At 68.1% G+C, this 24,906-nt stretch carries 19 protein-coding genes; 10 read left to right on the top strand and 9 right to left on the bottom strand.

Annotated features, from left to right (window positions below):
- Positions 1 to 50: 50 nt before the first annotated feature.
- Positions 51 to 3,398, bottom strand: a complete 3,348-nt coding sequence (locus NA10_RS22620) for an AAA domain-containing protein (protein WP_067571198.1) — start codon at positions 3,396 to 3,398, stop codon at positions 51 to 53.
- A 401-nt stretch (positions 3,399 to 3,799) separates the two neighbouring features.
- On the opposite strand from NA10_RS22620, the gene NA10_RS22625 reads away from it, so the two are divergent.
- Both NA10_RS22625 and NA10_RS22630 read left to right on the top strand, forming a co-directional pair.
- The gene (locus NA10_RS22625; protein ID WP_067571288.1) at positions 3,800 to 4,612 is read left to right on the top strand and encodes an alpha/beta hydrolase; all 813 of its coding nucleotides are present in this window, start codon (positions 3,800 to 3,802) and stop codon (positions 4,610 to 4,612) included.
- Between the two features lie 66 nt (positions 4,613 to 4,678).
- Complete coding sequence (locus NA10_RS22630) at positions 4,679 to 5,206, top strand: gamma carbonic anhydrase family protein (protein WP_067571291.1); 528 nt, start codon at positions 4,679 to 4,681, stop codon at positions 5,204 to 5,206.
- Positions 5,207 to 5,230: 24 nt separating this feature from the next.
- Here the strand turns inward: NA10_RS22630 and NA10_RS22635 are convergent, their stop codons facing one another.
- Entirely contained in the window at positions 5,231 to 5,860 is a 630-nt protein-coding gene (locus NA10_RS22635; protein ID WP_067571200.1) for a phosphoribosyltransferase, read from the bottom strand.
- Positions 5,861 to 5,908: 48 nt separating this feature from the next.
- A complete protein-coding gene (locus NA10_RS22640) occupies positions 5,909 to 6,739 on the bottom strand; it encodes a carbon-nitrogen hydrolase family protein (protein ID WP_067571292.1) in 831 nt (276 codons plus the stop codon).
- 245 nt (positions 6,740 to 6,984) lie between these two features.
- Between NA10_RS22640 and NA10_RS22645 the strand changes: the two genes are divergently transcribed.
- Positions 6,985 to 8,796 (top strand): DEAD/DEAH box helicase, encoded by a 1,812-nt coding sequence (locus NA10_RS22645; protein ID WP_067571202.1) that lies wholly within the window; start codon positions 6,985 to 6,987, stop codon positions 8,794 to 8,796.
- Positions 8,797 to 8,930: 134 nt separating this feature from the next.
- On the opposite strand, the gene NA10_RS39215 is transcribed toward NA10_RS22645, so the two are convergent.
- Positions 8,931 to 9,668: a hypothetical protein gene (locus NA10_RS39215; protein WP_067571204.1), complete on the bottom strand. Its 738-nt coding sequence runs from the start codon at positions 9,666 to 9,668 to the stop codon at positions 8,931 to 8,933.
- A 221-nt stretch (positions 9,669 to 9,889) separates the two neighbouring features.
- Between NA10_RS39215 and NA10_RS22655 the strand changes: the two genes are divergently transcribed.
- The gene (locus NA10_RS22655) at positions 9,890 to 11,059 is read left to right on the top strand and encodes an acyl-CoA dehydrogenase family protein (protein WP_067571206.1); all 1,170 of its coding nucleotides are present in this window, start codon (positions 9,890 to 9,892) and stop codon (positions 11,057 to 11,059) included.
- Between the two features lie 9 nt (positions 11,060 to 11,068).
- The gene (locus tag NA10_RS22660; RefSeq protein WP_067571208.1) at positions 11,069 to 12,196 is read left to right on the top strand and encodes an acyl-CoA dehydrogenase family protein; all 1,128 of its coding nucleotides are present in this window, start codon (positions 11,069 to 11,071) and stop codon (positions 12,194 to 12,196) included.
- A gap of 82 nt (positions 12,197 to 12,278) precedes the next feature.
- On the opposite strand, the gene NA10_RS37000 is transcribed toward NA10_RS22660, so the two are convergent.
- Positions 12,279 to 12,818 (bottom strand): hypothetical protein, encoded by a 540-nt coding sequence (locus NA10_RS37000; protein ID WP_067571210.1) that lies wholly within the window; start codon positions 12,816 to 12,818, stop codon positions 12,279 to 12,281.
- A 246-nt stretch (positions 12,819 to 13,064) separates the two neighbouring features.
- On the opposite strand from NA10_RS37000, the gene NA10_RS22670 reads away from it, so the two are divergent.
- Positions 13,065 to 13,346 (top strand): hypothetical protein, encoded by a 282-nt coding sequence (locus NA10_RS22670; protein ID WP_157556686.1) that lies wholly within the window; start codon positions 13,065 to 13,067, stop codon positions 13,344 to 13,346.
- Positions 13,347 to 13,412: 66 nt separating this feature from the next.
- Here NA10_RS22670 and NA10_RS35860 read toward each other — a convergent pair whose 3' ends face one another.
- From NA10_RS35860 to NA10_RS22695, 4 genes are all read right to left on the bottom strand, one after another.
- Positions 13,413 to 14,435: a hydroxymethylglutaryl-CoA lyase-like TIM-barrel protein gene (locus tag NA10_RS35860; RefSeq protein WP_084515138.1), complete on the bottom strand. Its 1,023-nt coding sequence runs from the start codon at positions 14,433 to 14,435 to the stop codon at positions 13,413 to 13,415.
- Positions 14,436 to 14,472: 37 nt separating this feature from the next.
- Complete coding sequence (locus NA10_RS22685; protein WP_067571212.1) at positions 14,473 to 15,684, bottom strand: CaiB/BaiF CoA transferase family protein; 1,212 nt, start codon at positions 15,682 to 15,684, stop codon at positions 14,473 to 14,475.
- Between the two features lie 132 nt (positions 15,685 to 15,816).
- Positions 15,817 to 16,752, bottom strand: coding sequence for a TauD/TfdA dioxygenase family protein (locus tag NA10_RS22690; protein WP_067571214.1), 936 nt, complete (start codon positions 16,750 to 16,752; stop codon positions 15,817 to 15,819).
- 181 nt (positions 16,753 to 16,933) lie between these two features.
- Positions 16,934 to 17,707, bottom strand: a complete 774-nt coding sequence (locus tag NA10_RS22695) for a deoxyribonuclease IV (RefSeq protein ID WP_067571216.1) — start codon at positions 17,705 to 17,707, stop codon at positions 16,934 to 16,936.
- 203 nt (positions 17,708 to 17,910) lie between these two features.
- Between NA10_RS22695 and NA10_RS22700 the strand changes: the two genes are divergently transcribed.
- The 4 genes from NA10_RS22700 (at position 17,911) to NA10_RS22715 (ending at position 24,898) form a co-directional block, all read left to right on the top strand.
- Complete coding sequence (locus NA10_RS22700; RefSeq protein WP_067571218.1) at positions 17,911 to 19,806, top strand: serine/threonine-protein kinase; 1,896 nt, start codon at positions 17,911 to 17,913, stop codon at positions 19,804 to 19,806.
- Between the two features lie 172 nt (positions 19,807 to 19,978).
- Positions 19,979 to 21,481: a serine/threonine-protein kinase gene (locus NA10_RS22705; RefSeq protein WP_067571220.1), complete on the top strand. Its 1,503-nt coding sequence runs from the start codon at positions 19,979 to 19,981 to the stop codon at positions 21,479 to 21,481.
- 118 nt (positions 21,482 to 21,599) lie between these two features.
- Positions 21,600 to 22,373, top strand: coding sequence for an ABC transporter ATP-binding protein (locus NA10_RS22710; RefSeq protein ID WP_067571222.1), 774 nt, complete (start codon positions 21,600 to 21,602; stop codon positions 22,371 to 22,373).
- The gene (locus NA10_RS22715; RefSeq protein ID WP_245677656.1) at positions 22,373 to 24,898 is read left to right on the top strand and encodes an ABC transporter permease; all 2,526 of its coding nucleotides are present in this window, start codon (positions 22,373 to 22,375) and stop codon (positions 24,896 to 24,898) included. Before NA10_RS22710 ends, NA10_RS22715 begins: the two co-directional genes overlap by 1 nt.
- The last annotated feature ends 8 nt before the right edge of the window (positions 24,899 to 24,906 follow it).

The raw sequence follows: 24,906 nt of genomic DNA on the forward strand, positions 1-24,906 counted from the left end.
CCCAGCCCTGTCATCCTGGCGCGCTTTTGGCCGGGATCCACACCCTCGGATCACACCCGATCGAGTTGCAGCACAGCCGCCAGATCGCCGAGCTCCGTGGTCGTAGCGGGCAGGTATTCGGTGAGCAGCGGTGAGCGCACGATGATCGCCGACCACATGGCGCGGGAGATGGCGCTGGTCAGCCAGTGCCGGGACAGCAGCGCCCCGATACCGTGCGGTGCGTCCTTGGGAGCCGAGGTGGCCATGGAGACCAGCACTACGGCGGCTTCGCGGCCCTGGAAGTGATCCGCCGTGCCGACCAGGACATCCTCGATCCTGGCGCGGGACAACAGGGTTCGAATGCGCGCCACCTGCGCGTGATACGGCGCGACCACCAGAATGTCGTGCGGGTGCAGGCGACGGGTGACCGCGCCGGTCTGCCACGGCAGGCCGAGCAGATTGCGCACCTGGCGTACGATCTCGCGCGCCTCCTCGGCGGATTCGGTGCTGTTGCCGTGGTGTTCGATGGTCACCGTGCGCACGCCGGGCTCGATGCCCTCGAGTTCCCTTGCGAGGGTGACTGTTTCATTCGACCGCAGCCGATTGTCATAGCGCAGCCGGGAAACCGGGCCGCACACCCGCGGATGCATGCGCCAGGTGCGATCCAGGAAGTATCCGAAGGTGGCGGGCAGGGTGCGGTGCGCGCCCACCAACCGGCCCAGCGCCGATTCGTCCACGGACTCGGGATGAATGCCGTGTCCGGTGGCGGGTGCGGGATCGCCGACCAGCAGCAGATTGCGCGCGCAGAGTGCGACGGCCGCGGCATCGGCGAGCGGGAATCGGCCGGCATCGGCGATCACCAGCAGATCCAGACTGTCCCGGGCGATGCGCTCGGGATCGGTGAAATCATTCGAAAGTCCGCCCACCACACCGCCGTTGACGGCATTGTCGAGGAAGCGGCCGTATTTGGCGGCGTCGATCGGCAGCCATTCCGGGGCCACCGACTGCGCCTCGGCCTTGGCGACGAGTTCGGGCAGCACACCCACCTGCACCACCGCGTCCAGTACGTGTTCGACCACCGCGTGCGAGCGGCCGACCACGCCGACGCGCCATTTGTACCGTGTCACAAGTCTTTCCACCACGCGGGCGGTGATGTCGGTCTTCCCGGTGCCGGGCGGGCCCTGCACCGCAACATAGGAATTCTCCAGCTCGAGAATGGCGGCGGTGACGGCGGCGGCGTGATCGCCGAAGACCTCCGGTAGCGGTGCGCCCCCGCGCAGCCGGGGCGGGCGGGCGCACAGCAGGTCGAAGACGGCATTGCCCGGCACTTCGGGCAGGGTCACGAGCAGTTGGTGCGCGATATCCTCGAGCGATTCCTCCAGATTGTCATTGCGCCGCGGCGGACAGGGCGCGATGGCATTGGGCAGCTCGTCATAGGGTTCACAGCCCTCGGGCAGCAGTTCGACGACGCGCACCACATCCTCGAAATTGGTGTCCAGGGCGCAGCCGAGCACCGTCGCGTGCGCGGCCGCGCGCCGTCCGGGCACGGCGGTCATCCCGCGGGCGGGGCGGTCGTAGAGGGTGAGGACCCGGGTGCCCGGCGGCGGGGCGTTCCCGGTGCCGAGTCTGCCGGTGAGGGTGAGATATCTGCGCATCGGGCGCTGACCGGTGCTGTGCCATTTGGTGTCCACCGTGCCCCAGTCGGCGACCAGGACGCCCGGCGTCTCGGCCCACTCCTCGACCGGATGGTCCAGTCGGTCGTCATGCGCCCAGCTCAGCGGTTTGCGTTCGCGCCGGAAGTAGCCGACCGCGGCCGCGGTGAAGGCCGCCGCCACCTGCGCGGGTCCGCGTTCGCTGCCATCGCGATAGCCGGTCTCGGCGAATTCGCGCAACGCGGCCTCGACCTCGTCCGGTCCGGTCTCCCAGTAGTCGTAGGACATGCGGCGGGCCGGTTGCACGCCGTGCTCGCGCGCCAGCCCCAGCAGCCAATCCCGCAGCTGCCGAACGGCTTCCGGCCCGCTTCCGGCCAGGCCGTCGGCCGCGGTCCGTTCGGCCGTCATACCCTCGGCGTTCGCGGCGGTCCTGTTCGGGGGCAGCTGGCGCAGATCGTAGGAGCGTTCGCCGACGATCATGGTGGCGCGAACGATCGGGTACAGGTCGACCAGGGCCGGAAGGAGGTCGGCCACAACGTCTTCGCCGTCCGGATAGCGTTCGCCGATCCTGCTCAGCAGGGGGCGCAGATTGCCGCGATAGTGGTGGATGCGTAGATCCGGATGCTCCCACTGGCGTTCGCTGAGGAAATCCAGCAGGGCGTCGGCGTCATCGTCCCAGACCGGAAGCTCCGGTGCGGCAGCGCTTTCCGAACCCGGCGGGGTGCCGCCGACGCGAATGGTGAAGGTGTGCACGCGATCCGCGGACCAGTTCGACCACACCTCGAGCCGATCCGGTGCGGCGACGCTGACGAAGAGGTCACCGCGACTGGGCCGGGGGAGGGCGGCCAGAGCCGCGGCGTCGATGAGGGTGTGCGTGGGCAGACCGGTGTGCTCGCGCTCCAGCTGGAGTTCGGCCTGGCGGCGCAGTGCGCTGAAGGTGGGTGCGGGAACACCCGTGACGGTGGCATCGGCGGCGGCGAGGCGGTCGACGGTGGTGATACCGGCATCGCGCAACTGCGCCCGGGTGGCGGATCGCATACCCGCGACCAGCAGCAGATCCCGGCGGGTCTCGAGTTCGGCGGTGCAGGCGGAGCAGTGCCCGCACGCCAGGAACCGCCGATCCCCCCACTGCACGGGCAGGAGTTCACCGAGCTTGTCTTCCAGAATCCGGTTCAGCCGATCGCGGCGGGCCCGGTGCACCACGGCGATATCGGCCAGCGAATGCGTACTCGCCACCCCGTCCACCCATAGCCTGGCCCGCGCGGCGGGCCGGAACCCGAACCGCCGCAGCGCATCCGCGGTGGCGGCGAGGGTCAGGAGAGCCGGAATCCGGGTGTGCCGCGTCGCGACCGCCGCGGGCAGATAGTCGTGTGTCTCGGGATCGCTGTCGCGCACCAGGAAATCGCATCGGGTCGCGAACTCGCCGTCGAAGACGACGGCTCCCGCGACCGCGTCGGCATGTCCCCGCAGCGCCGCCAAGGTCTGTTCGTGCGCCCGCCGCAGTCCGGCGAGGGCGGCCTCAGGATCGGCGTGCTCGGCCGGAACGGGTACGCGTACCACGCCGGCGCCGTACCGGTCGCGCAGATCCGCCAGGCATTGTTCGACCGCGGGATTCCAGGCATGCGCCAGCTCACCGGGCGCCGGGTATCCGATCGATGTCACCAGCCCCAGTTCGGCGTCGAGCGCGCGCAGGAGCGCGAACTCACAACGCGCCGCCGACACCAGGTCACCGGTGCTGCACACGACACGATCACCGAACAGAATCAATCGCGGCCCTCCTGTGTCTCTCCGCCGACACCCGCGACCCGGACACGCGCCCTTGCGTGCCGAGTCGCGAACAGCGTAGTGACTCCACCTCGCACCGGGTGTCGCCAGGTAGCCCTCGCGCGCCGTCGCGGCGGCGCTGCCGCCCCGCTCATCCGCCCGGTATTTCCGGGCCGCGTTGCGGCACAACACGACTCGTGTATCCACCCATTCACCCCGGGCCTTCTTCCCCCGGTAGCCGCCCGGAAACCGGCCCCCCGACCCCGGCGTGTCGGCGCTCCGCGCCGTCCGTGTTCCCCGCCCCCACGCCGCCGCGGAGACCCGAATTCACCGATTCGCCCGACTTGATGCGCACTGTGCGACCGACCGGAATCCCGGCGGCGCCGGGGTGCGAGAATCGGCGGATGCCGTACTTCGAAGGCGGCCGCGGGCGGCTGCACTATCGCCGCCAGCCGGTCGCCGATCCGGTGGCCCGGGTTGCCCTGCTGCCGGGGACCGGACAGCACAGCGGCCATTACCACCGGTTCGGCCGGGCCCTGGAAACCGCCGGGATCGAGCTGTGGACCCTCGACACCGCCGGGCACGGACTCAGCGAGGGCGATCCGGATCGACCCGGAACCCTGCCCGAATTGGCCGGTGACGCACGGGCATTCCTGGATCTGATCGCAGCCGAATCCGGACCGTTGTTCCTCATGGGTCACTCGCTCGGCGCGGCGACCGCCGTGGCCGCCGTGGCACCCGCGACCGGTGTGTCCGCGGCTCGGGCCGCGGACGTCCGGGGTACCGATGCCGCAGACGTCCGGGGTACCGATGCCGCGGACGTCCGGGGTACCGATTCGGAGCCGCGCGCGACTTCCGGTGCCGCCCCGGCACTTTCCGGATTGATTCTCTGCGGAACTCCGCGCGGTGTGCCGGTCGGCGCGCCGCCCGCATCCGCCCGGGGAAGCGAGAACACTCCGGCCGCACGCCTCGGCCCACGCGGCATGGGAGGGCGTGCGCCCACGAGACCCGATGTGCCGGAAGGGCTTCCGATACTCATCGTGCACGGCATGGATGATCGGCGCGCCCCGGTGGAGCCGGTGCGCGAGTGGGTTCGGGGCCTGATCGCCGAATTCCGGGAGTACCCGGACGCGGGGCACGATCTGCTGCACGAACCGGTGCGGGGTACCGTCACCGCGGATATCGCCGAGTGGATCGATGCGATCGTGATTCGCTGAGCGGAGTGCGCGGCGGTGGCCGCCGATCTCGAACTATTCGGCGGCCCCGAGATTTACGGTGCTAGCGTGCCACTCTACGAATTCGAAGGTAAGCGCCCGACGGTTGATCCGTCGGCATTCATCGCGCCCACGGCGACGCTGATCGGCGATGTCCGGGTCGAGGCCGGGGCGTCGGTCTGGTATGGCGCGGTGCTGCGGGCGGATCTGGCGCCCATCATCATTCGCGAGCGAGCGAATGTGCAGGACAACGCGGTGATCCACGTGCCGGAGAATGTGCCGGTGGAAATCGGCCCGGGGTCGACCATCGCGCACGCGGTGGTATTCCACGGGGCCACACTCGGGGCGGAATCGATTGTGGGCAACGGCAGTACGGTGCTGGATATGGCCAAGATCGGCAGCGGGACCATGATCGCGGCGCATTCGCTGGTACCGCCCGGGGCGGAGATTCCGGACGGGGTGCTGGCCGCCGGATCGCCCGCGCGGGTGCGGAAATCCATCGAGGGCACGCCCGCCGAACTCTGGGTGAAGGTGAATCCGTCCTACTACTCCGCACTGGCCCAGCGGCACCGCGAGGGCATCACCGAGGTGCACTGAATCGGTGGCCGAATCGCCTCGCCGTCAGCGGGATTCGGTGAGCAGCGCGACCACCTCGTCATCGTCGAGTTGATGGAAATCGCGGTAGACCCCGCCCACGCCGCCGAGGTGGTGCGGTACCAGCGGGCATACCACCTCGTCGGCCAGGCTCCGAATCCGTTGCAGCGCTTCGGGAGACGAGACGGGGATGGCCACCACCACGCGGCGCGGTTCGTGCAGCCGGGCGATCTCACAGGCGGCGGCGGCCGTCGCGCCGGTGGCCATCCCGTCGTCGGCGATGACGACGGTCCGATCCTTCAGCGCGATCGGGGCGGCCACGCGCAGCACCCCTCGCCGCCGCTCGAGTTCGGTGCGCTCGAGCCTCTCGACCTCGGCGAACTGCTCGGGCGATACCCCCGTGCTCCGTACGACATCGGCATTGAGCACCCGCACCCCGTCCTCGCCGATCGCTCCCATGGCCAGTTCGGGCTGCCAGGGCACACCGAGTTTGCGCACCAGCAGCACGTCCACCTCCCCGCCGATCACCGCGCGAATCGCCACCGCCACCGGAACCCCGCCGCGTGGCAGCCCCAGGATCAATGGATCGGTCGCGCGCAAATGCTCGAGCACCCCACCCAGCGCCCGGCCCGCGGCCTCCCGATTCGGGTAGATCATTGCTGCTCAGTCTAGTTGCCGAGCCGGTGGGCCGGGGTCCCCCGGCTCCTATTCGCCGCGAATGGTGAAGCGGCGCAGGGCGAGGCTGGGATTGGTGGCGCGCACCTCGGCCAGGTGCTCGAGATCGATGCGGGCGGTGGCGATACCGGGCTGGTCGCCGAGTTCGGCCAGCACCGCGCCGGTGGGCGCGATGATCATGGACGCACCCGAACCCCGAGGTGCCGCTTGGTCCGCCGCCGCCACATAGATGGTGTTCTCGATGGCCCGGGCGCGCAGCAGCGTCGTCCACTGATCGACCTTGCCGGGGCCGGGAATCCACTGCGCGGGCAGGATCAGCGCATGCGCGCCTGCCGCCGCGAGGCGTCGAATGCCCTCGGGGAAGCGCAGGTCGAAGCAGGTCTGCATACCGAAAACAATGCCGTCGACGGTGAAGGTCGGCGTCTGGTCCAGCGGGCCGGGCAGGATCACCTCGGATTCGCGGGATTTGAACGCGTCGTACAGGTGCACCTTGCGGTAGATCGTCGCGAACTCCGCATCGGGCGTGGCCGCGACGAGCGTGTTGTAGATGAGCCCTTCCGGCTGGTCGCCGCCGGGCGTCTCGAGTACGCCCGCGACCAGGTACACCCCGAATTCGGCTGCGATTCCGCGCAATCCGTTCACGAACGCCCCGGTGAGCGGTTCGGCGGCGGCGACCGCGTCCGCATCCAGTCGCGGTACCGAGTACATGGAGTACTCCGGTGCGATCACCAACCGCGCTCCGAGTTCGGCGGCGGCCCGTACTTCGGCACGCAACGCGGTGAGATTGGCCACGGTGTCGGTGCCGGGCGCGAACTGCACCACGGCGATGTCGACCGCGCCCGCGTCCGCCGCGCCGGTGATCGGTTGCGGTTGGGGCTCGGGTTCGTGAACGGTCACCGTAGTCGCCCCCGAACTGCCCGATTCCGGCGTTGTGACCGTGCCGGTTACGTAGTTGCGGACCGGGACGGCTTCGGCGTGACCGACTCCGGAGGCCGAGGTGACGGGCGTTGCGGCGGCGGCCGAGGGCGGGTTGTCCGGTTGCACACGGTCCAGCCTATTCACCCTATGGTCGGACCGACTAGGGTAAGGCAGTAAACTCCTGGTCAATGAGTACCTCACCGGCCGACAGCGTTCCCACTGACGACGAGAGGGACGCGAACGGCCCGTCCTTCGCTGACCTCGGTATCGATGACCGCGTTTTGCGGGCCATCGCCGATGTCGGCTACGAGTCGCCGTCGCCCATCCAGGCAGCGACGATTCCGCCGCTGCTGGCCGGTGCGGACGTGGTGGGTCTGGCGCAGACCGGTACCGGTAAGACCGCCGCGTTCGCGATCCCCATCCTGATGGGGCTCGAGATAACCGGTAAAGCGCCCAAGGCGCTGGTGCTGGCCCCGACGCGTGAGCTGGCGATCCAGGTGGCGGAGGCGTTCGGCCGGTACGCCACGCACATCCCGGGTCTGAACGTGCTGCCGATCTACGGCGGCCAGAACTACGCCGTGCAGCTGTCCGGCCTGCGCCGCGGCGCACACGTGGTGGTCGGTACGCCGGGTCGTGTGATCGACCATCTCGAGCGCGGCACCCTCGATCTGACCCAGCTGCAGTATCTGGTCCTGGACGAGGCCGACGAGATGCTGAAAATGGGCTTCCAGGACGATGTCGAGCGCATTCTGCGGGACACGCCCGAGACGAAGCAGGTCGCGCTGTTCTCGGCGACCATGCCGCCGGTGATCCGCAAGATCGCCAAGCAGTACCTGCACGATCCGGTCGAGATCACGGTCAAGACCAAGACCTCCACCAACACCAATATCGGTCAGCGCTATGTGATGGTGTCCTACCAGCGCAAGCTGGACGCGCTGACCCGCATCCTCGAGGTCGAGACCTTCGAGGCCATGATCATCTTCGTGCGCACCAAGCAGGCCACCGAGGAGCTTGCCGAAAAGCTGCGCTCGCGTGGATATTCCGCGGCGGCGATCAACGGCGATATCGCGCAGGCCCAGCGTGAGCGGACCATCGGCCAGCTCAAGAACGGTCAGCTGGACATTCTGGTGGCGACCGACGTGGCCGCGCGCGGTCTGGACGTGGACCGCATCTCGCACGTGGTGAACTACGACATTCCGCACGACACCGAGTCGTACGTGCACCGCATCGGCCGCACCGGTCGCGCGGGCCGTTCGGGTGAGGCGCTGCTGTTCGTCGCTCCCCGCGAGCGCCGCCTGCTCGATGCCATCGAGCGCGCCACCCGCCAGCCGCTCACCGAGATGCAGCTGCCCTCGGTCGAGGATGTGAACGCGCAGCGGGTCTCGAAGTTCGGCGACACCATCACCGAGAATCTGTCCTCGGCGAATCTGCCGCTGTTCCGCAAGCTCATCGAGGATTACGAGCGCGAGCACAATATCCCGCTGGTGGATATCGCGGCCGCGCTGGCGATCGGCTCGTACGACGGCAACAACTTCTTCATGGAGCCCGATCCGGAGCCGGCCCCGCGTCGTGAGCGCGGTGATCGTGAGGGGCGCACCTCCTTCGAGGGCGATCGCCGTGAGCGTCGTCCGCGTGAGGGCGGTCCGGCCATGCACCGCAATACCGGTGCCGAGCTGGCGACCTACCGGATCGCGGTGGGCAAGCGGCACAAGGTCGCCCCCGGCGCGATCGTCGGCGCCATCGCCAATGAGGGCGGTCTGCGCCGCAGCGATTTCGGGCATATCTCGATCCGCCCGGATCACAGCCTGGTGGAGCTGCCCGCCGATCTCTCGCAGGAGACGCTGAACGCGTTGAGCCGCACCAGGATCAGCGGTCAGCTGATTCAGCTGCAGCTCGATTCCGGTGCGCCGGGTCAGCGTCCGATGAGCCGCGCACCCCGTCGCGGTCCGAGCGATCGTGAATTCAAGCGGGCCGACACCCGCCGCAAGCCCCGCACGTAATCGCCACGCGCCCAGTTGTTTTCGCCTCGCCTCTGTGGGCGCGGTGAAAGAGCCAGGGCGCGAGCGTTTTTCGGCACAAACATAAGCGCCCCGGCCGGTAGGCCGGGGCGCATGTCATTGCGCGGAGAGTGCGCCTAGTTGGCGTCGCTGGAGCCGGAGCTCGAGCCGCTACCGGCCGGGCCGGTGTCCGCGGGGGCCTGGGCGGGCGCGGTCGGTGCTTGGCCCGGGGTGGTCGGGGCCGGTTCCACCGGGAGATCGGCGACGGTGAAGAGGCCGACGGTGGGCAGCACCAGGCAGCGCGCGCCCGGGTAGTCGATGCTGCCCCAGAGCGAGGCGACGACCGTGCCCGGTCCGGTGTCGACGGTCTTGGCCAGTGCGGGCAGGTTGTATTCGGTCAATTCATCGAGCGGGGTGATACCGCTGCGGCCATTGCCGACATTCAGCCAGGCCACGCTCAGACCCGAGGCCAGCGGCATGCCGACGGTGGCGGGCGCGGCCTGGAAGCGCAGCGTTCCGGGCGGCCCGGCCAGACCGGTGTCCGGTCCGGGCTGGCCGGAGACGGCCGAGGCGGCGGTCATGGTGAACGGCAGATTGAAGCCGCAGCCGATGGTCGGCGCCTGATAGCCGAAGGGGGTGAAGCCGATGTTCTTCAGTCCGGCGGCGGCAACCAGCTGGGCACTCTTGGCGGTGCTGGTGACCGCGGCGAGGGCGTCCTGATCGGTGCCCGCGGCCTCGGTGAGGTGGGTGATGGCGGTATCGACCGGATTGTCGGTCTTCGGGTCGGCGGTGGCGGTGCTGGTCGCACCGAGGACGGCCGTGGCGGCGATGGCGGCGACCGCTGCGGCGCGCCGGGGGAGGGTCCTGCCGTTCACTCGTGCTGCTCCTGCGAACTCTCGGATACCGGGATTGGCGGCAGGCGACTGCTTTTCGCCGTGGTACGCGGCTCGAAGTGCGCCTGATCTTCTCGGCAACGTACCAGCTCCGTCCGGGAAGCGCCGGGGCGAGGCGGCGCGCGAGTGTGATCCACTCGACAACCCCTCGGTTACCGGGGGGTAAGTTCGACCTTGATACGACAGCGACGCTGGGAGATGCGATGAAACTTGCCCTGTCACCCGACGAGGTGAAATTCCGGGACGAACTGCGCGAGTTCTACCGGACCGAGATCCCGGCGGAGATCCGCGACCGCGTCAAATACGGCCACGAACTCTCCCGCGACGACATCGTCACCACGCACCGGATTCTCAATCAGCACGGTTACGCCACCCCCAAGTGGCCCGCGCAGTGGGGCGGCCGCGACTGGTCGCCCATGCAGCTGCACATCTGGGAAGACGAGATGCAGCTGGCCTCGGTACCCGAGCCGCTCACCTTCAATGCCCAGATGATCGGCCCGGTGATCGCGCAGTTCGGCTCCGAGGAGATGAAGCAGCGCTTCCTCCCGCCGACCGCGAACCTCGACATCTGGTGGTGCCAGGGCTTCTCCGAGCCGGACGCCGGTTCGGATCTGGCCTCACTGCGCACCACCGCGGTGCGCGACGGCGATTCCTACATCGTGAACGGCCAGAAGATCTGGACCACCCTGGCGCAGTACGCCGACTGGATCTTCTGCCTGGTGCGCACCGACCCGACGGTGAAGAAGCAGGCGGGCATTTCGATGCTGCTCTTCGACGTGAAGACCCCGGGTGTGACCATTCGCCCGATCAAACTGATCGACGGGCATCACGAGGTCAACGAGGTGTTCTTCGAGAACGTGCGGGTTCCCGCCGATCAGCTGGTCGGCGAGGAGAATATGGGCTGGACCTACGCCAAGTTCCTGCTCGGCAACGAGCGCACCGGCATCACCGGCGTCGGCCGCACCAAGGTCAAGCTCGGCGTGGCGAAAGAGTATGCGGCACAGATCAAGTCGGGCAGCGGGACGTTGCTGGAGGATCCGGTGTTCGCCGCCCGCATCGCCGAACTGGAGAACGAGCTGCTGGCCCTGGAGCTCACCCTGGCGCGCGTGGTCTCCCAGCCCACCGAGGGCAAGCCGAATCCGGCCTCCTCGGTGCTGAAGCTGCGCGGTTCCGAATTGCAGCAGGCCGCAACGGAATTGCTGCTCGATATCGCCGGACCCGATGCCCTGCCGGTCGAGACCGCGGGTATCGCGTCGCCGGACTGGGCCCAGCGCACCGGTCCGAGCTACCTGAACTACCGCAAGACAACCATCTACGGAGGTTCCAGCGAGGTGCAGCGCACCATCATCGCCTCCACCATCCTCGGATTGTGAGCTGCCGCCATGGATTTCGAACTCACCGATGAACAGGTCATGCTGCGCGACACGGTCCGCGATCTGCTCGGCCGCGCCTACGATCCGGAGACCCGGCTGAAGGTCACCGACACCGAACTCGGCTGGAACCGGGAAGTCTGGCGTCAGCTCGCCGAATTGGGTGTGCTGGGACTGCCTTTCAGCGAAGCGGACGGCGGCGTCGGCGCGGGACCGGTCGAGGTCATGGTCGTCATGGAGGAGGTCGGGCGCAGGCTCGCGCCCGAACCGATCCTCGATGCGGTCCTGGCGCCCGGCGGCTTGATCGCGGCCGCCGGTACCGAGGCGCAGCGGCAGCGGGTGCTGCCCGCGCTGATCGGCGGCGACAAACTGCTGGCCTTCGCGCATGCCGAGCCCGGAACCCGCTGGCCCGCGGTCGAACTCGGCGTCACCGCCGTTCCGTCAGGTGACGGTTACCTGCTGACCGGTGTGAAAAACCCGGTCCCGCACGGTGATTGCGCCGATGAACTGGTGGTGAGCGCCCAGCTGCCCGGTGGCGGCCTCGGCCTGTTCCTGGTGGCGGGCGATGCGCAGGGCGTGACCCGCACACCCTTCCGCACCTTCGACGGGCGTCGCGGCGCGCAGCTCGAATTCGCCTCGGCCGCAGCCGAACTGCTCGGTGACAATGCCGATGCGCAGACCGCGCTGGCCACCGTCACCGCGCAGGCCCAGGCTGTGCTGTGTGCCGAATCGCTCGGTGCGATGGAGGAGGCGTTGCGCCTGACCACCGAATATCTCAAGACCCGCAAGCAGTTCGGCGTCACGCTCTCGAAGTTCCAGACGCTGAGCCAGCGTGCGGCGAATATGTATGTCTCGCTGGAGTTGGCGCGCAGTATGAGCCTGTACGCCACCGCCGCGGTGGCCGACGATGTCACCGATCCGGTGGTGGCGTCCCGCGCGCGCCTGCAGGTCGGCCGGTCCGCCCGGCATATCGGCCAGGAGGCCATCCAGATGCACGGCGGTATCGGCATCACCACCGAATACCCGGTGAGCCATTTCGTCGCCCGGCTCACGGCCATCGCCCGCACCCTGGGCGGCGATCTGGAGCACCTGCGCGTGCTCACCGATCGGGTGGCCGACTACACCCTGGTCGAGTTCTAGGCTGTAGCAAAGCAATTCGCGCCCCGCTCCACATGTGGAGCGGGGCGCGGGGCGTCTGGGGATCGAGTATCCGCAGGGCTTGCTAGCCGCTCACGGGTTGGTCGTCGCCGGGGGTGGTGGGGACGGCGATCGCGGGTTCCGTGGTCGCCGGGGGCGTGGTCGGGCGCGCGGGTTCGGTTGTGAGCGTGGGGGGATCGGTGGTGGGGCGGGGCCGGGTGGTGGTCGGCGGGGTGGTGGTCGAGGGGCGCAGGGGGGTGGTGCGCGAGGCGGTGGTGGGCGCCTCGGGGTCCGGGTCCTGGTCCTTCGAGGTGGTGGTGAGGGTGGGGATCGGAGTGTGCCGCGGGCCCTGGTCCACCGCTACCCGCCAGGTGGGGGAGGGCGGGATGACGACGCCGGGGGTGGTGGTGCCCGATTGGGCGGAAACCACCGGGGCCGCTTGCAGATCCGCGTTCAGCGGCGGCGGCGCGACGTAGGTGTCCTGACCGCCGAGCCCGCAGGCGCCGATGAGTACCAGGCCGAGCGACACCGCGCCGACGGCGGCCGCGGCACCGGCGACGGGTGCGGGTAGCCGCCGCCACGAGATGTCGCCGCGGTGATCCGCGCCGGCCTTGTTGCCGTCCATGGGGAGCACTCCTGATTCGTCTCGAGTGGGCTCACCCTAACGGAGGAGGTGTCGCGGTGCCAGGCGGGTCCGCAAGACACATTATTATCTCAAACAGCAATGATTCAGATATCGAATCAATAAACTCAGCGTGTTGTGCATACGTGTCGCATGGACATTTCGTTGCCGAGCCGTAATGTGTGTCCAAAGTTACACGTGAGACGCCCGAAATTAGCCGAGAGACGCGCCGCTTGTTCGCCGAACTCGGTGGGCGTCATCGAGGAGTGGATGATGGGTGCATTCTCGACATCCCCGCAGCGCGCCATCGCGCGGTCGGGGGAGCTTGCGGTAGCGAAGTCGCCGCGGTCGTCGGCAATTCTGGCCCGTATCGTCGCCTGGCTGATCTTCCTTGGCGGAGTCGTCGGCGCGATCCTCGGGATAGCGGGCCTACGGGTCGAGGTAACCGTCGCGGGGCTGATCCTCGCGTGTACCGCCGGTTTGATTCTGCTCAAACTGCGCGCCGACGCCGCGGCGCCCGAGAGCCACTGAGAATTCGCGAATTCACCACTCCGAATGGCTGCCGATCGAATTCGGCAATCATTCGGTTACCAGTGACTATTTGCGAATAACCCATTCAAAAGCTGCGGCTTCGGAGCGACTTCCCTCGACGGTCCGGGAGCGATTCGGTTCGCCCAGTTCGGCCAGCAATCGCTCCGATATCGGCACCAGGCTCGCCAGCGATTCCGGTGTGAACCATTCCGGTCGAGTGGCGAAGAGCAAATCCTCACTGGAGGTGTTTCCGGACGCCCCGGGTGCGAAGGGGCAGCCGCCCAAACCGCCGAGCGAGCCGTCAAGGACGCTTGCGCCCGCGGCCAGCGCCGCCAGTGAATTGGCCACGCCCATACCCCAGGTGTCATGGCCATGGAAGACGATCCGGTGCTCCGGGCAACCCCAGTGCCCCTGCGCGGCGGTGTCCGAGTGCCGCTGCGCGGCGGTGTCCGAGTGCCGCTGCGCGGCGGTGTCCGAGTGCCGCTGCGCGGCGGTGTCCGAGTGCCGCTGCGCGGCAACCGCACCCACCAGCGCCGCGACCTGTCCGGGATGCGCCTGCCCGAGCGTATCGGCGAGCACGATATCGCAGGCTCCCGCCGCCCGCGGATCACGCGCGATGGCCAGCACCCGCGCCGGATCCACCGGCCCCTCGAACGGGCAGGTGAAAGTCGTTGCCAGACAAAGCTGAATCCGCCCGTCCACCGCCCGCGCGAACTCCACGGCCGCGGGCATGGCGGCCAGACTCTCCTCCGTGGTGCGCCCGATATTGGCCTTGTTGTGCGAATCGGAGACCGAGAAGCAGTACTGGAAGTTCCGCACGCCGGCGGCCGCGGCCTTCTCCACATGCCGCGGCGTGGCCACCCACACCCAGCAGCGCGCCAGCTCTTCGGGCGTGAGCGCGGCGACCAGTTCGAGCGTATTGGCCATGGGCGGCACCAGATCCGGTCGCGCCATGGAGCCGATCTCCAGCTCCGGCACGCCCAGTGCGAGCAGTTCGCGCACGATCTCCACCTTGCGTTCGGTGGGCAGCACCTTGCCGGTCAACTGCAAACCGTCACGCAGGGTGACATCCCGCAGGATCGCCGTCATCACAACCCCTTCCGAATGGTCACGAGCGTCATGGTGGTCATCGGCCCTCCAGCGCGTCGATCTCGGTGTCCGACAGGCCGAGTAGCCCCGCGAGCACTTCGCGGGTGTGCTCGCCCAGATCGGGGCCGACATTGCGGATGGGCAGGGACCGTTCGCCGATCACCGGGACGATGCCGGTGAAGCCGACCTGTTTGGGTTCGGATGCGCCCACGTCCACCGGGAAGTGCTGAATCATATTGCGCGCGTTGTACTGTTCATCGGCGACGATATCGGCGGCGGTGTAAATGGGTCCGCAGGGGATGGCGGCGGCCTCCAATAGCCGCAGGGCCGCATCTCGGGTGTGCCGCCGGGTCCATTCGGCAATGGACGCGTCCAGCCGATCGCGATTGCGCCAGCGGCCCGCATTGTCTTGCAGCTCGGGATCGGCCGCGAGATCGGGCCGATCGATGACCTGCATATAGCGCTGGAAGATGGCATCGCCATTACCGCCGATAATGATGCTGAAGCCATCGGCGCACGGATACGCGTTGCTGGGCGCGATGCCCTCCATTCGCCCGCCGACGCGTTCGCGATTGATGCCGTAGGCCAGGTAATCGGGCACCAGCGACTCCATCACCGACAGGATGGATTCATTCAATGCCACATCGATAATGCGCTGCGGCAACGGAACTCGATCATCGGCGCGCTCGCGCTGGAACAGCGCCATGACGGTGCCGAAGGCGGCGTAGATGCCCGCGATCGAATCGCCGATGGAGACGCCGACGCGCACCGGCGGCCGATCCGGATCGCCGACGAGTTCCCGCAATCCGCCCACGGCCTCGGCGACGGCCGCGAATCCCGGCCGCTGCGAGAGCGGTCCGGTCTGCCCGTACGCGGAGATGCGGGTGATCACCAGATTCGGATTGGCGGCATCGAGCGCCTCCGGCCCGAGCCCCCACTTCTCCAGCATGCCGGGGCGGAAGTTCTCCAGCAGCACATCGCAGTGCGCGATCAGATCCAGCACGATCGCGCGCCCGGCCTCGGTGCGCAGATCGAGGGTGATCGATTTCTTGTTCCGGTTCACGGTCCGGTACAGCATCGAGGTGTCGCCACCGTAGAGCCGCCAATTCCGCAGTTCGTCACCGGTTTTCGGGCGCTCCACCTTGATGACCTCGGCCCCGAAGTCGCCGAGTATGCGCCCCGCCGTCGGCGCGGCCACATAGTTGCCCAACTCCAGAACCCGCACCCCGTCGAGCGGCCGAATCTCCATGCGGGCAATTCTGCCCTGCGCCGCTCCCCGGAACGCGAGAAGGCCGATGCGACGTCGAGAGAACGAGGGCTCGTCGCATCGGCCGGGCTTCCCGCACATGTCGCACGCAAGAACAGCATGTGCGAGAAGGGCTCAGGCAGCGCGCGGGGCGACCTGCTCGATAATCGAGTAGTGCTCGGCATTGCCGGTGATGATGGTGCTGGGATCGCCGTGCACGCCGACCGGGACATCGCCCGCGAGGGTGATGCGGGTGAGGCGACGAGGCTGGGCGTCGTAATCGTCGACGGCGTAGTGCTGGGTGGCGCGGTTGTCCCAGATGGCGACATCGCCGAGCTGCCAGTTCCAGCGAGTGGTGTTCTCCAGCTTGGTGACCCGGTTCTGCAGCAGCTGGAACAGGGCGGCGGATTCGGCGGCGCTGAGGCCGACGAAATTCTTCACGAAGTGCCCGAGCAGCAGGGCGCGTTCACCGGTGACGGGGTGTACGCGCACCACCGGGTGCTCGGTCTCGTAGTAGGTGGATTCGAATTCGGCGCGGTACGCCTTGCCCTGATCATTGGGCGCGTGCGAATCACCGCGGTCGGCGGCGTAGTCGTAGGCATTGGTGTGCCGGGCGCGCAGATTCTCCACCAGCGCCTTGAGCGAACCGGGCAGCGAGTTGTACGCCGCGACGGTGGAGGCCCAGGTGGTCGAGCCGCCGTAGGCGGGCAGGTGCACCGCGCGCAGGATGGACGCCTTCGGAATGCGGTCCACGAAGGTGACATCGGTGTGCCAGCTGTTGGCGCGGCCGTACTCCGAATCGATGGGCAGCGACTTCACGCCCTTGGAGGTGACCGTCGGGTGCGGGGTGGTGGGCGCGCCCAGCAGCTGGGCGAACTCGTACTGGCCGTCCTCGGTGAGATGCTCCTGGCCGCGGAAGAAGATGACCTTGTGCTCGTGCAGGGCGTCCTGGATCACCTTGACGGTCTCCGAGTCCAGCTCGCCGCTCAGTCGGACGCCGTCGACACGGGCACCGATCTTGCTGCCGAGCTTCACCACGGTGGCGGTGGAGGTGGCGTAATCGACGGACATGCAGGGCCTTTCGCTCGAACGATTGCGTGGTTCGAGCACACCACCGGGCGCGAGTGTGAGACAGGTTTACGCGCAGGCGGAGTGAAAGCCGTTACCCCGACTAACCGCAGAGGTATGCCGGGTGGGGATCCCGGCCGAAAGCACGCCGGGATGACGGGGTGGTGCGCCGGGATGGCGCGCGTCAGCCGACCTGTTCGCGGAGGAAGGCCAGGTCCTCGGCGACGCCTTCGGCGGGGGTTTCCAGCACGATCGGGGCGTCGCCCACCGCCTTGCAGACCTCCACCAGGAGTTCGGTATCGATGGTGCCGTCGGCGAGATTGGCGTGCCGGTCCGCACCCGAGTCGAAGGCGTCCCGCGAGGAGTTCAGGTGCACCAGGTCGATCCGGCCGGTGATGGCCTTGATGCGATCGACGATGCCGAGCAGCTCCTCACCGCCCGCCCAGGCGTGGCAGGTGTCCAGGCAGAAGCCCGCGCCGAAATCGCCGACGGCCTCCCACAGCCGGGCGATATCGTCGAAATGCCGTGCCATGGCGTGATTTCCGCCCGCGGTGTTCTCGATGAGAATCGGCACCGCGAACCCGCCCTTGTCCTGCTGGCGTTCGAAGAGCTTGCGCCAGTTCAGGATTCCCTCGATGATCTCGTCGTCCTTGCGGACATGCCCGCCGTGCACGACCAGGCCGAACGCGCCCAGTTCGGCCGCGGCCGCGGCCTGTGCCGCCACCGCGCCGCGCGAGGGCATGCGCAGCCGGTTGTTCAGACTGGCGACATTGATCTGATACGACGAGTGCACCACCACATCGATGGGGCTGGCTTTGATCTCCGCCGTGAGCGGGTGCGGCTTGGGCTTGTCCCAGCTCTGCGGATCGACCACGAACATCTGGATGACATCGGCCCCCAGCTTCTCCCCGAAGCCGATGGGGTCGCCGTCCTGCCGAACGTGTGCTCCTATGCGCATGCCCGCCAGCCTATCGCCGCCCGCCGACAGGAGATCGTGCTCACTCCTGTTGCGCCGGCGGAATTCGCGGAGATAGTTCGGTAGGACTCGATTGCGCTATGGTTTCGGTGTTTTCCGGATCGGCCCGAGCACGATCGCCGATCGTTTGCGGTACGTCGAGCGCTGGTGGGTCCCGGCGCAGGCGTAGGAAGTGGGAGCTCGACATGCTGTCCAGCGGTGATGTGTTTGCGGAATACGTTATCGAGCGGCAGTTGGGGCGCGGGGGCATGGGCTCGGTGTATCTGGCCAAGCATCCCCGACTGCCCCGGCTGACGGCGCTCAAGCTGTTGAACCGGGAGATGGTGTTCGACAAGGAGGTTCGCGCGCGCTTCGAGCGCGAGGCGGACCTGGTCGCGCAGCTGGATCACCACAATATCGTCACCGTCTACGACCGCGGGCTCGAGGACGGGCAGCTGTGGATCTCCATGCAGTACATCGACGGTGTCGATGCCTCCAGCGTGAATCCGCAGACGCTGCCGCCCGAGCGGGCCGTGCAGATCGTCGCCGAGACCGCCGACGCGCTGGATTACGCGCACCGCAACGAGGTGCTGCACCGCGATGTCAAACCCGCCAATATCCTGCTGGCGCGCTCCACCGGCGGTAAGGGGGAGCGGGTCTACCTCACCGACTTCGGCATCGCCCGGCTGCGTGATGACAGCGGTCAGAATCTGACCCAGACCGGAACCTTCACCGCCACACTGGCGTACGCCTCGCCGGAACAGCTGACCGGTTCCGCACTGGACGGTCGCTCCGATCAGTATTCGCTGGCCTGCACACTCTTCTGGCTGCTCACCGGTTCCGGTCCGTTCTCGGCGACCAACCCGGCCGCGGTGATTCAGGGACATCTGCAGCAGCCGCCCCCGCCGGTGAGCAGTGCCCGCCCCGGCCTGCCCCAGGCGCTGGACATGGTGCTGAACAAGGCCATGGCCAAGCGCCCGGAGGATCGCTTCAACAGCTGCGCCGATTTCGCCGCCGCGGCCCGGCAGGCGCTCACCTCGCCGAGTTCGCCCGCCATGCCGCTGGTGAATCCGCGCACCACACCGCCCATGCAGACCTATACGCAGGGGCAGAATCCGACCATGGGACAGCTGGGCATGCCCACCACGGGTGGGCCGCAGCCCACCGCGAACGCCCCGTACACCGGCGGCAGGCATACCGCCGCGCCCGCGCCGGTGATTCCGAATCCCTATGCCGCGCAGGGTAATACGGCCACCTCCGCACCGCAGCCACTGTACGGGCAGCAGCCGCCGAATCGGCCGACGAACCAGTACACCGGCCCGCCGCAGTACAACGTGAGCCAGCCGCAGTACAACGCCGGTGGACCGCAATACAACTACGGCGGCCCGCCCGGTCAGCCGCCGGTCATGGGCGGGCAGATGGGCGGGCAGCGGCCGCCGCAGCCGCCGAAGAAATCCAATACCGGACTGATCATCGGCATCGTCGCCGGTGTGGTGGTGCTGGTCATCGTCGCCGTCATCGGACTGGCCGCGCTGGGCAGCACGAGCGATGGCAACAAGACCACCACCACCACCGCCGCGGGCGGCAGCACCACCAGATCCGCGCCCGCGTCGGCGACCACCTCGGTCGCATCCGGTTCGGACAAACCGGTCGATTCCTCCGCGATCAGCAAGGAGTTCTCCCGCCTGGTTCCCGCCACCAAGGACGGCGACACCGGCTACAACGGCGCCACCTGCTGGCTCGCCGACCCCAAGAGCCCGCCGGACAAGTCCGACGGCGAACCCGACTTCGGCGATTGGGCGGTGCAGTGGCGCTGCTTCGGCGGCGGCAACAACGGCGACCCGTTCTACCGCATCTACGCGTACTCCTCGGCCGCCAAGGCGCAGTCGGTGGTCAACGGCCTGCACCCGGACAAGAAGACCTCCGACAGCAGCGGCGGTAAGGCGTACACGAACTACCAGTTCACCGGTAGCGCCCGCCCGCGCATGGTCACCGCCTTCACCGGCGACGCCAATCGCGGCCAGTACCTGATGTATACCGACGGCGTCGTCGGCAGCATCGACGAAGTGCTCACCTGGTGGCGCTCGGCGCCGTTGAACTAAGCTCGGTGCCGCCTGCCTCGGCCCCACTGCAAGGTTCGCGGCCCGTCTCGATTCTGGACTGAGTGGAGCGGGGGAGCGAAGCGGAGGAGCGGAGGGAGGGAAGAATCGGGACTCCCTGGGGCCGCGAACAGCCGTAGCGCAGCGGAGGCAATGAGGTACTGAAGGGAAATTCGTGCTGCGCAGCGGAGAGACGTTCGCGGGATACCTGATCGAACGTGAGCTCGGCCGCGGCGGGATGGGGTCGGTGTACCTGGCCCGGCATCCCAGGCTGCCGCGACTCGTCGCTATCAAGCTGCTCAGCGCGGAACTGTTCGGGGACAGTGAGGTTCGCGCGCGCTTCGAGCGCGAGGGTGATGTGGTCGCGCGGCTCGATCATCCGAATATCGTGCCGCTCTTCGATCGCGGCTTCGATGACGACCGGATGTGGATCGCCATGCGGTACATCGACGGTATCGACGCCTCCCTACTGGAGTCGGCGAATCTGCCGCCGCGGCAGGCGGTTCGGATTATCGGCGAGACCGCGAAGGCCCTGGATTTCGCGCATCGCAAGGGCGTGCTGCACCGGGATGTGAAGCCCGCCAACATCCTCATCGAACGCCTCGACGGGGAGGAGCGAATCTTCCTGGCGGACTTCGGTATCGCACGACTGCGCGATGAGAACACCAAACTCACCCAGACCGGCTCCTTCACGGCGACGCTGGCCTACGCCGCTCCCGAGCAACTCTCCGGTCACCCCCTGGACCACCGCTGCGACCAGTACTCCCTGGCCTGCACGCTGTTCCGGCTGCTCACCGGCACCGTCCCCTTCGACGCCCAGCATCCGATCGCCATCATGCGCGGCCACCTGGACCAGCCCCCGCCCCCGGTCAGCTCGCTGCGCCCCGGCCTGCCACCCGGCCTGGACGCGGTGATGGCCAAGGCCATGGCCAAACACCCCACCGGCCGCTTCGACTCCTGCACCGCCTTCGCCCTCGCCGCCCAGCAGGTCCTGGACGGGGTGCCGACCCAGACCTCCGGCGCGCGCAATCCGATGGTCGGGCAGCCGGGGCGCGGCCCGGTGCCCGGACGGTCGCCCGCCGCGCGCAGCCCACTCGCGGACCGCGTATCGCACACGCCCCCAACGCGATTCGCGACGCAGGCCAATCCGACCGGATCGGCGAGACAACCGCTCGCGCCGTCGGCGATGCCGGGCCACCCCGAGCCCGGACAGCTTTATTCGGCCCCGGGCGGTCTCCATTCGGCCCCGGGCAGTACCGCCTTCGCGACGCCGCCGCAGTCGGTGGGGGTCACCGCGGCGCGGCCCGCGGCCAAGGCGATGTCCCCCGCGGCGACCAAGGCGGGCAAGGATGTGCGGGGAAAGAAGGTCTTCCCGCCACCGCCCAAGCGGCCGAAGAAGAAATCGCGGGCGCGCGGTTGCCTGCTCTGGCTGGCGGGGCTGATCCTGGTCCCGCTGCTGCTGGCCGGCGTCATCCTGGTGGCCATCGACCAGGCGAGTTCCGGTACGTCGAATTCGCCCGCGGTGACCCCGCCGCCCGCCCCGGCGCATACGACGACCGAGGAGTACTACGACACCACCACCGAAGCCGCGCCCGAGCCCTCGGGCGGCACCGCCAGCGCGACGCCGGAGTACACCACCACCGCGCCCGCGCCGGTGCTCCCGTTCGGCTGGCACTGAACCGAACCAGACGAACGGTGAGGTCAGGGTAGGTGGGGGTCTGAGGAATCCCCGTGGGTGCCCGGCTCCGGGGGATCCCGGATGGCGTGCGTGCGCCGCGCCCGACACACTGGACAGCATGACTTCGAATGTCTCGGATCCTGTCGGGCTCGCCACGGGCGCGGACGCCGTCGCCGCACGGGCCACCAACCTGGTGAAGATCTACGGTTCGGGCGATACGCAGGTCCGCGCACTCGACGGGGTGTCGGCGGATTTCGCCAAGGGGGAGTTCACCGCGATCATGGGGCCTTCGGGGTCCGGCAAGTCGACTCTCATGCACTGCCTGGCCGGGCTGGACGCCGCGACGGCGGGCACCGTCCACATCGGCGATACCGATCTCACCCAACTCTCCGACAAGGGCATGACCCAGCTGCGCCGCGACCGCATCGGCTTCGTCTTCCAGGCGTTCAATCTGGTGCCGACGCTGACCGCGCTGGAGAATGTCACGCTGCCGCTGGATATCGCGGGTCGTAAGGTCGACCAGGAGTGGCTCTCGACCGTCCTCAAGCGGCTCGGCCTCACCGATCGCCTGACACACCGGCCCAGTGAGCTCTCGGGTGGTCAGCAGCAGCGGGTGGCGTGTGCCCGCGCGCTGGCGGGAAAGCCGGACATCATCTTCGGTGACGAGCCGACCGGCAATCTGGATTCGCGGTCCTCGGGCGAGGTGTTGTCGATTCTGCGTGCCGCCGTGGACGAATTCGGGCAGACCGTCGTCATCGTGACGCATGATCCGCGCGCGGCCTCGTACGCTGATCGCGTAGTCTTCCTCGCCGACGGCCGGATCGTCGACGAACTGCGTTCGCCCACCGCCGATTCCGTGCTCGACAAGATGAAGTCGCTGGAGACCGTCTGATGTCCGGAAGTCCCATGCGCAAGGTCGCCTTGCGCAATCTCGCCGCGCACAAGGTGCGGTTGTTCCTCACCCTGCTGTCGGTGGTGCTCGGAACCGCCTTCATCGCAGGGTCTTTCGTCTTCACCGATACCCTCCAGAGCTCGTTCGACGATATCTTCGCCAATCAGGCCAAGGGCGTCGATGTCCGGGTGAGCCCGAAGGAACGCCAGTCCCTGGGCATTCCGAACGAGACGGTCGACAAGATCACCGCCATGGACGGCGTGCGTGCGGTCGCGCCGGGCATCAACGGCCCGGTGGTGCTGCTCAAGGACGGTAAGGCCGTACAGACCGGTGGCGCACCGACTTTCGGCACCTCCTATCTGCCCCCGGACAAGGCCGTCGCCGAACCGGACAGGTTCATCGACGGTGTGCCGCCGAGCCGGTCCGGACAGATCGCCATCAACAAGGGCGGCGCCGATCGCGCCGACCTGCATGTCGGCGACACCACCAAGGTGCTCATCCCGTCCAAGGGCAATATCGATGTCACCGTCTCGGGCATCTACGACCTGTCCGGCAATACCGGCGGCTTCATCAATCTGTACTTCGACGACGCACAGGCCCGGCAGCTGTTCACCGACGGCGCGCACGTCGCCTTCGTGGACATCGCCGCCAAACCCGGTGTGAAAGCCGATGATCTGCGCGATCAGATCGCCAAGGCGTACCCGGACTACAAGGTCCAGGACGGCGATCAGGTCCGCGAGGATATGAAGAAGCAGATCGGTGACGCGCTCAAGTTCATCAACTACTTCCTGCTCGCCTTCGGCGCTATCGCGCTGATCGTCGGCACCTTCATCATCTACAACACCTTCTCCATGCTCGTCGCCCAGCGACTTCGGGAGTTGGCGCTGCTGCGCGCGGTCGGCGCGTCCCGCCGGCAGGTGGGCCGGTCGGTGGTGGGCGAGGCGCTCATTATCGGAATCATCGGCAGCGCACTGGGTCTCGCGGCCGGTGTGGGGCTGGCCTTCGGATTGTCGGCGCTGCTCAATGCCTTCGATCTCGGATTGCCGACCGGTTCGATGTCGCTGCGGCCGCGCACCGTCCTGGTGGCGATCGGCGTGGGCGTCATAGTCACCGTGGTCAGCGCGTACGCACCGGCGCGGCGTGCGGCCACCATTCCGCCGATCGAGGCCATGCGCTCCGAACTCGGCTCGACCAATGAATCCACCCGTATCCGAACGGTTTTCGGCGCGGTGCTGGCCGTGGTCGGTATCGCGCTGGTGGTGCTCGGCGCACGGCATACCGGCGGCAATGCCGCGCTCACCGTCGGAATCGGCGCGCTGGCACTTATTTTCGCGGTCCTGCTGGCCTCCCCGGCGCTCTCGCGCCCGGTGGTGAAGGGTCTCGGATTCCTGGTGCGCCCGTTCGGGCCGGTAGGCGCGATGGCGCGCAATAACGCGTTGCGCAATCCGCGGCGCACCGCCGCAACGGCTTTCGCGCTGACCCTGGGTCTCATGCTGGTGACCGCCATCGGCATGCTCGGCTCCTCGGCCAAGGCCAGTATCAGCGACGTGGTGGACAAGGGCGTCAAGGCCGACTTCATCCTGCAGGGGCCGGCCAACAGTCTGGTCGGCGTGCCGCTGGCCGCCGGACCCGCGGTACAGCAGGTTCCGGGCGTGGCGGATGTGGTGCAGTTCCACGGCGTCACCTTCAAGGCCGGTGACGATCAGATGCTCGGCACCGTGCCCGAGGGTCCGCTGGACAAGGTGCTCAGCTACGACCTGGTCCAGGGCAGTGGCAATCTCGGTGAGAACGGCATCATGCTCTCGGAAACCGAAGCCGCCGACCGCAATTGGCATGTGGGCCAGAAGGTCGACATCACCAGCCTGGACAAGAAGAACTACCGGGTCGAGGTGGTGGGCATCTACAAGGACACCCAGTTGCTCGGCCCGCTGGTGGCGCCGCTGGCGCTGTACAACCAGGTGATGCCGGTCAGTTTCCGCACCAACTTCATCGTGCTCATCACCGCGCGGCCGGGTGCGGATCCGCAGGCCCTGCGGGCCGGGCTGGAGAAATCGGTGGAGCCCTGGGCCGTGGTTCAGGTGCAGGACCGCGAGGACTTCAAGGGCGCGCAGGGCAAGCAGATCAACACCATGCTGGCAATCCTGTACGGCTTGCTGGCGCTGGCGGTGGTGATCGCGATCCTGGGCATTGTGAACACCCTCGCACTGTCGGTGGTGGAGCGCCGCCGCGAGATCGGCATGCTGCGCGCGGTCGGTATGCAACGCCCGCAGGTGCGGCGCACCATCTATCTGGAATCCATGCTCATCGCGGTCTTCGGCGCGGTGGTCGGTGTGGCGCTGGGGCTGGTGCTCGGCGTCGGATTCCTGCGCACGCTCAAGGATCTCGGGCTGGCCACCATTACCGTGCCGTGGGGTCAGATCGTGCTCATGGTGCTGAGCTCGGGTGTGGTCGGCGTACTCGCGGCGCTGTGGCCCGCGGTGCGCGCGGCGCGTACGCCGCCGCTGGCGGCCATCGCGGACGTCTAGACCGGGGG

It is taken from the genome of Nocardia acidivorans NBRC 108247, from assembly GCF_001625085.1.
GTDB classification, from domain to species: Bacteria; Actinomycetota; Actinomycetes; order Mycobacteriales; family Mycobacteriaceae; genus Nocardia; species Nocardia acidivorans.

Bases quoted from the DNA above. Each gene is read 5' to 3' on its own strand.
- NA10_RS22625 (WP_067571288.1), top strand. From the start codon at position 3,800: ATGCCGTACTTCGAAGGCGGCCGCGGGCGGCTGCACTATCGCCGCCAG.
- NA10_RS22635 (WP_067571200.1), bottom strand. From the start codon at position 5,860: ATGATCTACCCGAATCGGGAGGCCGCGGGCCGGGCGCTGGGTGGGGTG.
- NA10_RS22645 (WP_067571202.1), top strand. From the start codon at position 6,985: ATGAGTACCTCACCGGCCGACAGCGTTCCCACTGACGACGAGAGGGAC.
- NA10_RS22655 (WP_067571206.1), top strand. From the start codon at position 9,890: ATGAAACTTGCCCTGTCACCCGACGAGGTGAAATTCCGGGACGAACTG.
- NA10_RS22660 (WP_067571208.1), top strand. From the start codon at position 11,069: ATGGATTTCGAACTCACCGATGAACAGGTCATGCTGCGCGACACGGTC.
- NA10_RS37000 (WP_067571210.1), bottom strand. From the start codon at position 12,818: ATGGACGGCAACAAGGCCGGCGCGGATCACCGCGGCGACATCTCGTGG.
- NA10_RS35860 (WP_084515138.1), bottom strand. From the start codon at position 14,435: ATGACGGCGATCCTGCGGGATGTCACCCTGCGTGACGGTTTGCAGTTG.
- NA10_RS22685 (WP_067571212.1), bottom strand. From the start codon at position 15,684: ATGGAGATTCGGCCGCTCGACGGGGTGCGGGTTCTGGAGTTGGGCAAC.
- NA10_RS22690 (WP_067571214.1), bottom strand. From the start codon at position 16,752: ATGTCCGTCGATTACGCCACCTCCACCGCCACCGTGGTGAAGCTCGGC.
- NA10_RS22695 (WP_067571216.1), bottom strand. From the start codon at position 17,707: ATGCGCATAGGAGCACACGTTCGGCAGGACGGCGACCCCATCGGCTTC.
- NA10_RS22700 (WP_067571218.1), top strand. From the start codon at position 17,911: ATGCTGTCCAGCGGTGATGTGTTTGCGGAATACGTTATCGAGCGGCAG.
- NA10_RS22710 (WP_067571222.1), top strand. From the start codon at position 21,600: ATGACTTCGAATGTCTCGGATCCTGTCGGGCTCGCCACGGGCGCGGAC.
- NA10_RS22715 (WP_245677656.1), top strand. From the start codon at position 22,373: ATGTCCGGAAGTCCCATGCGCAAGGTCGCCTTGCGCAATCTCGCCGCG.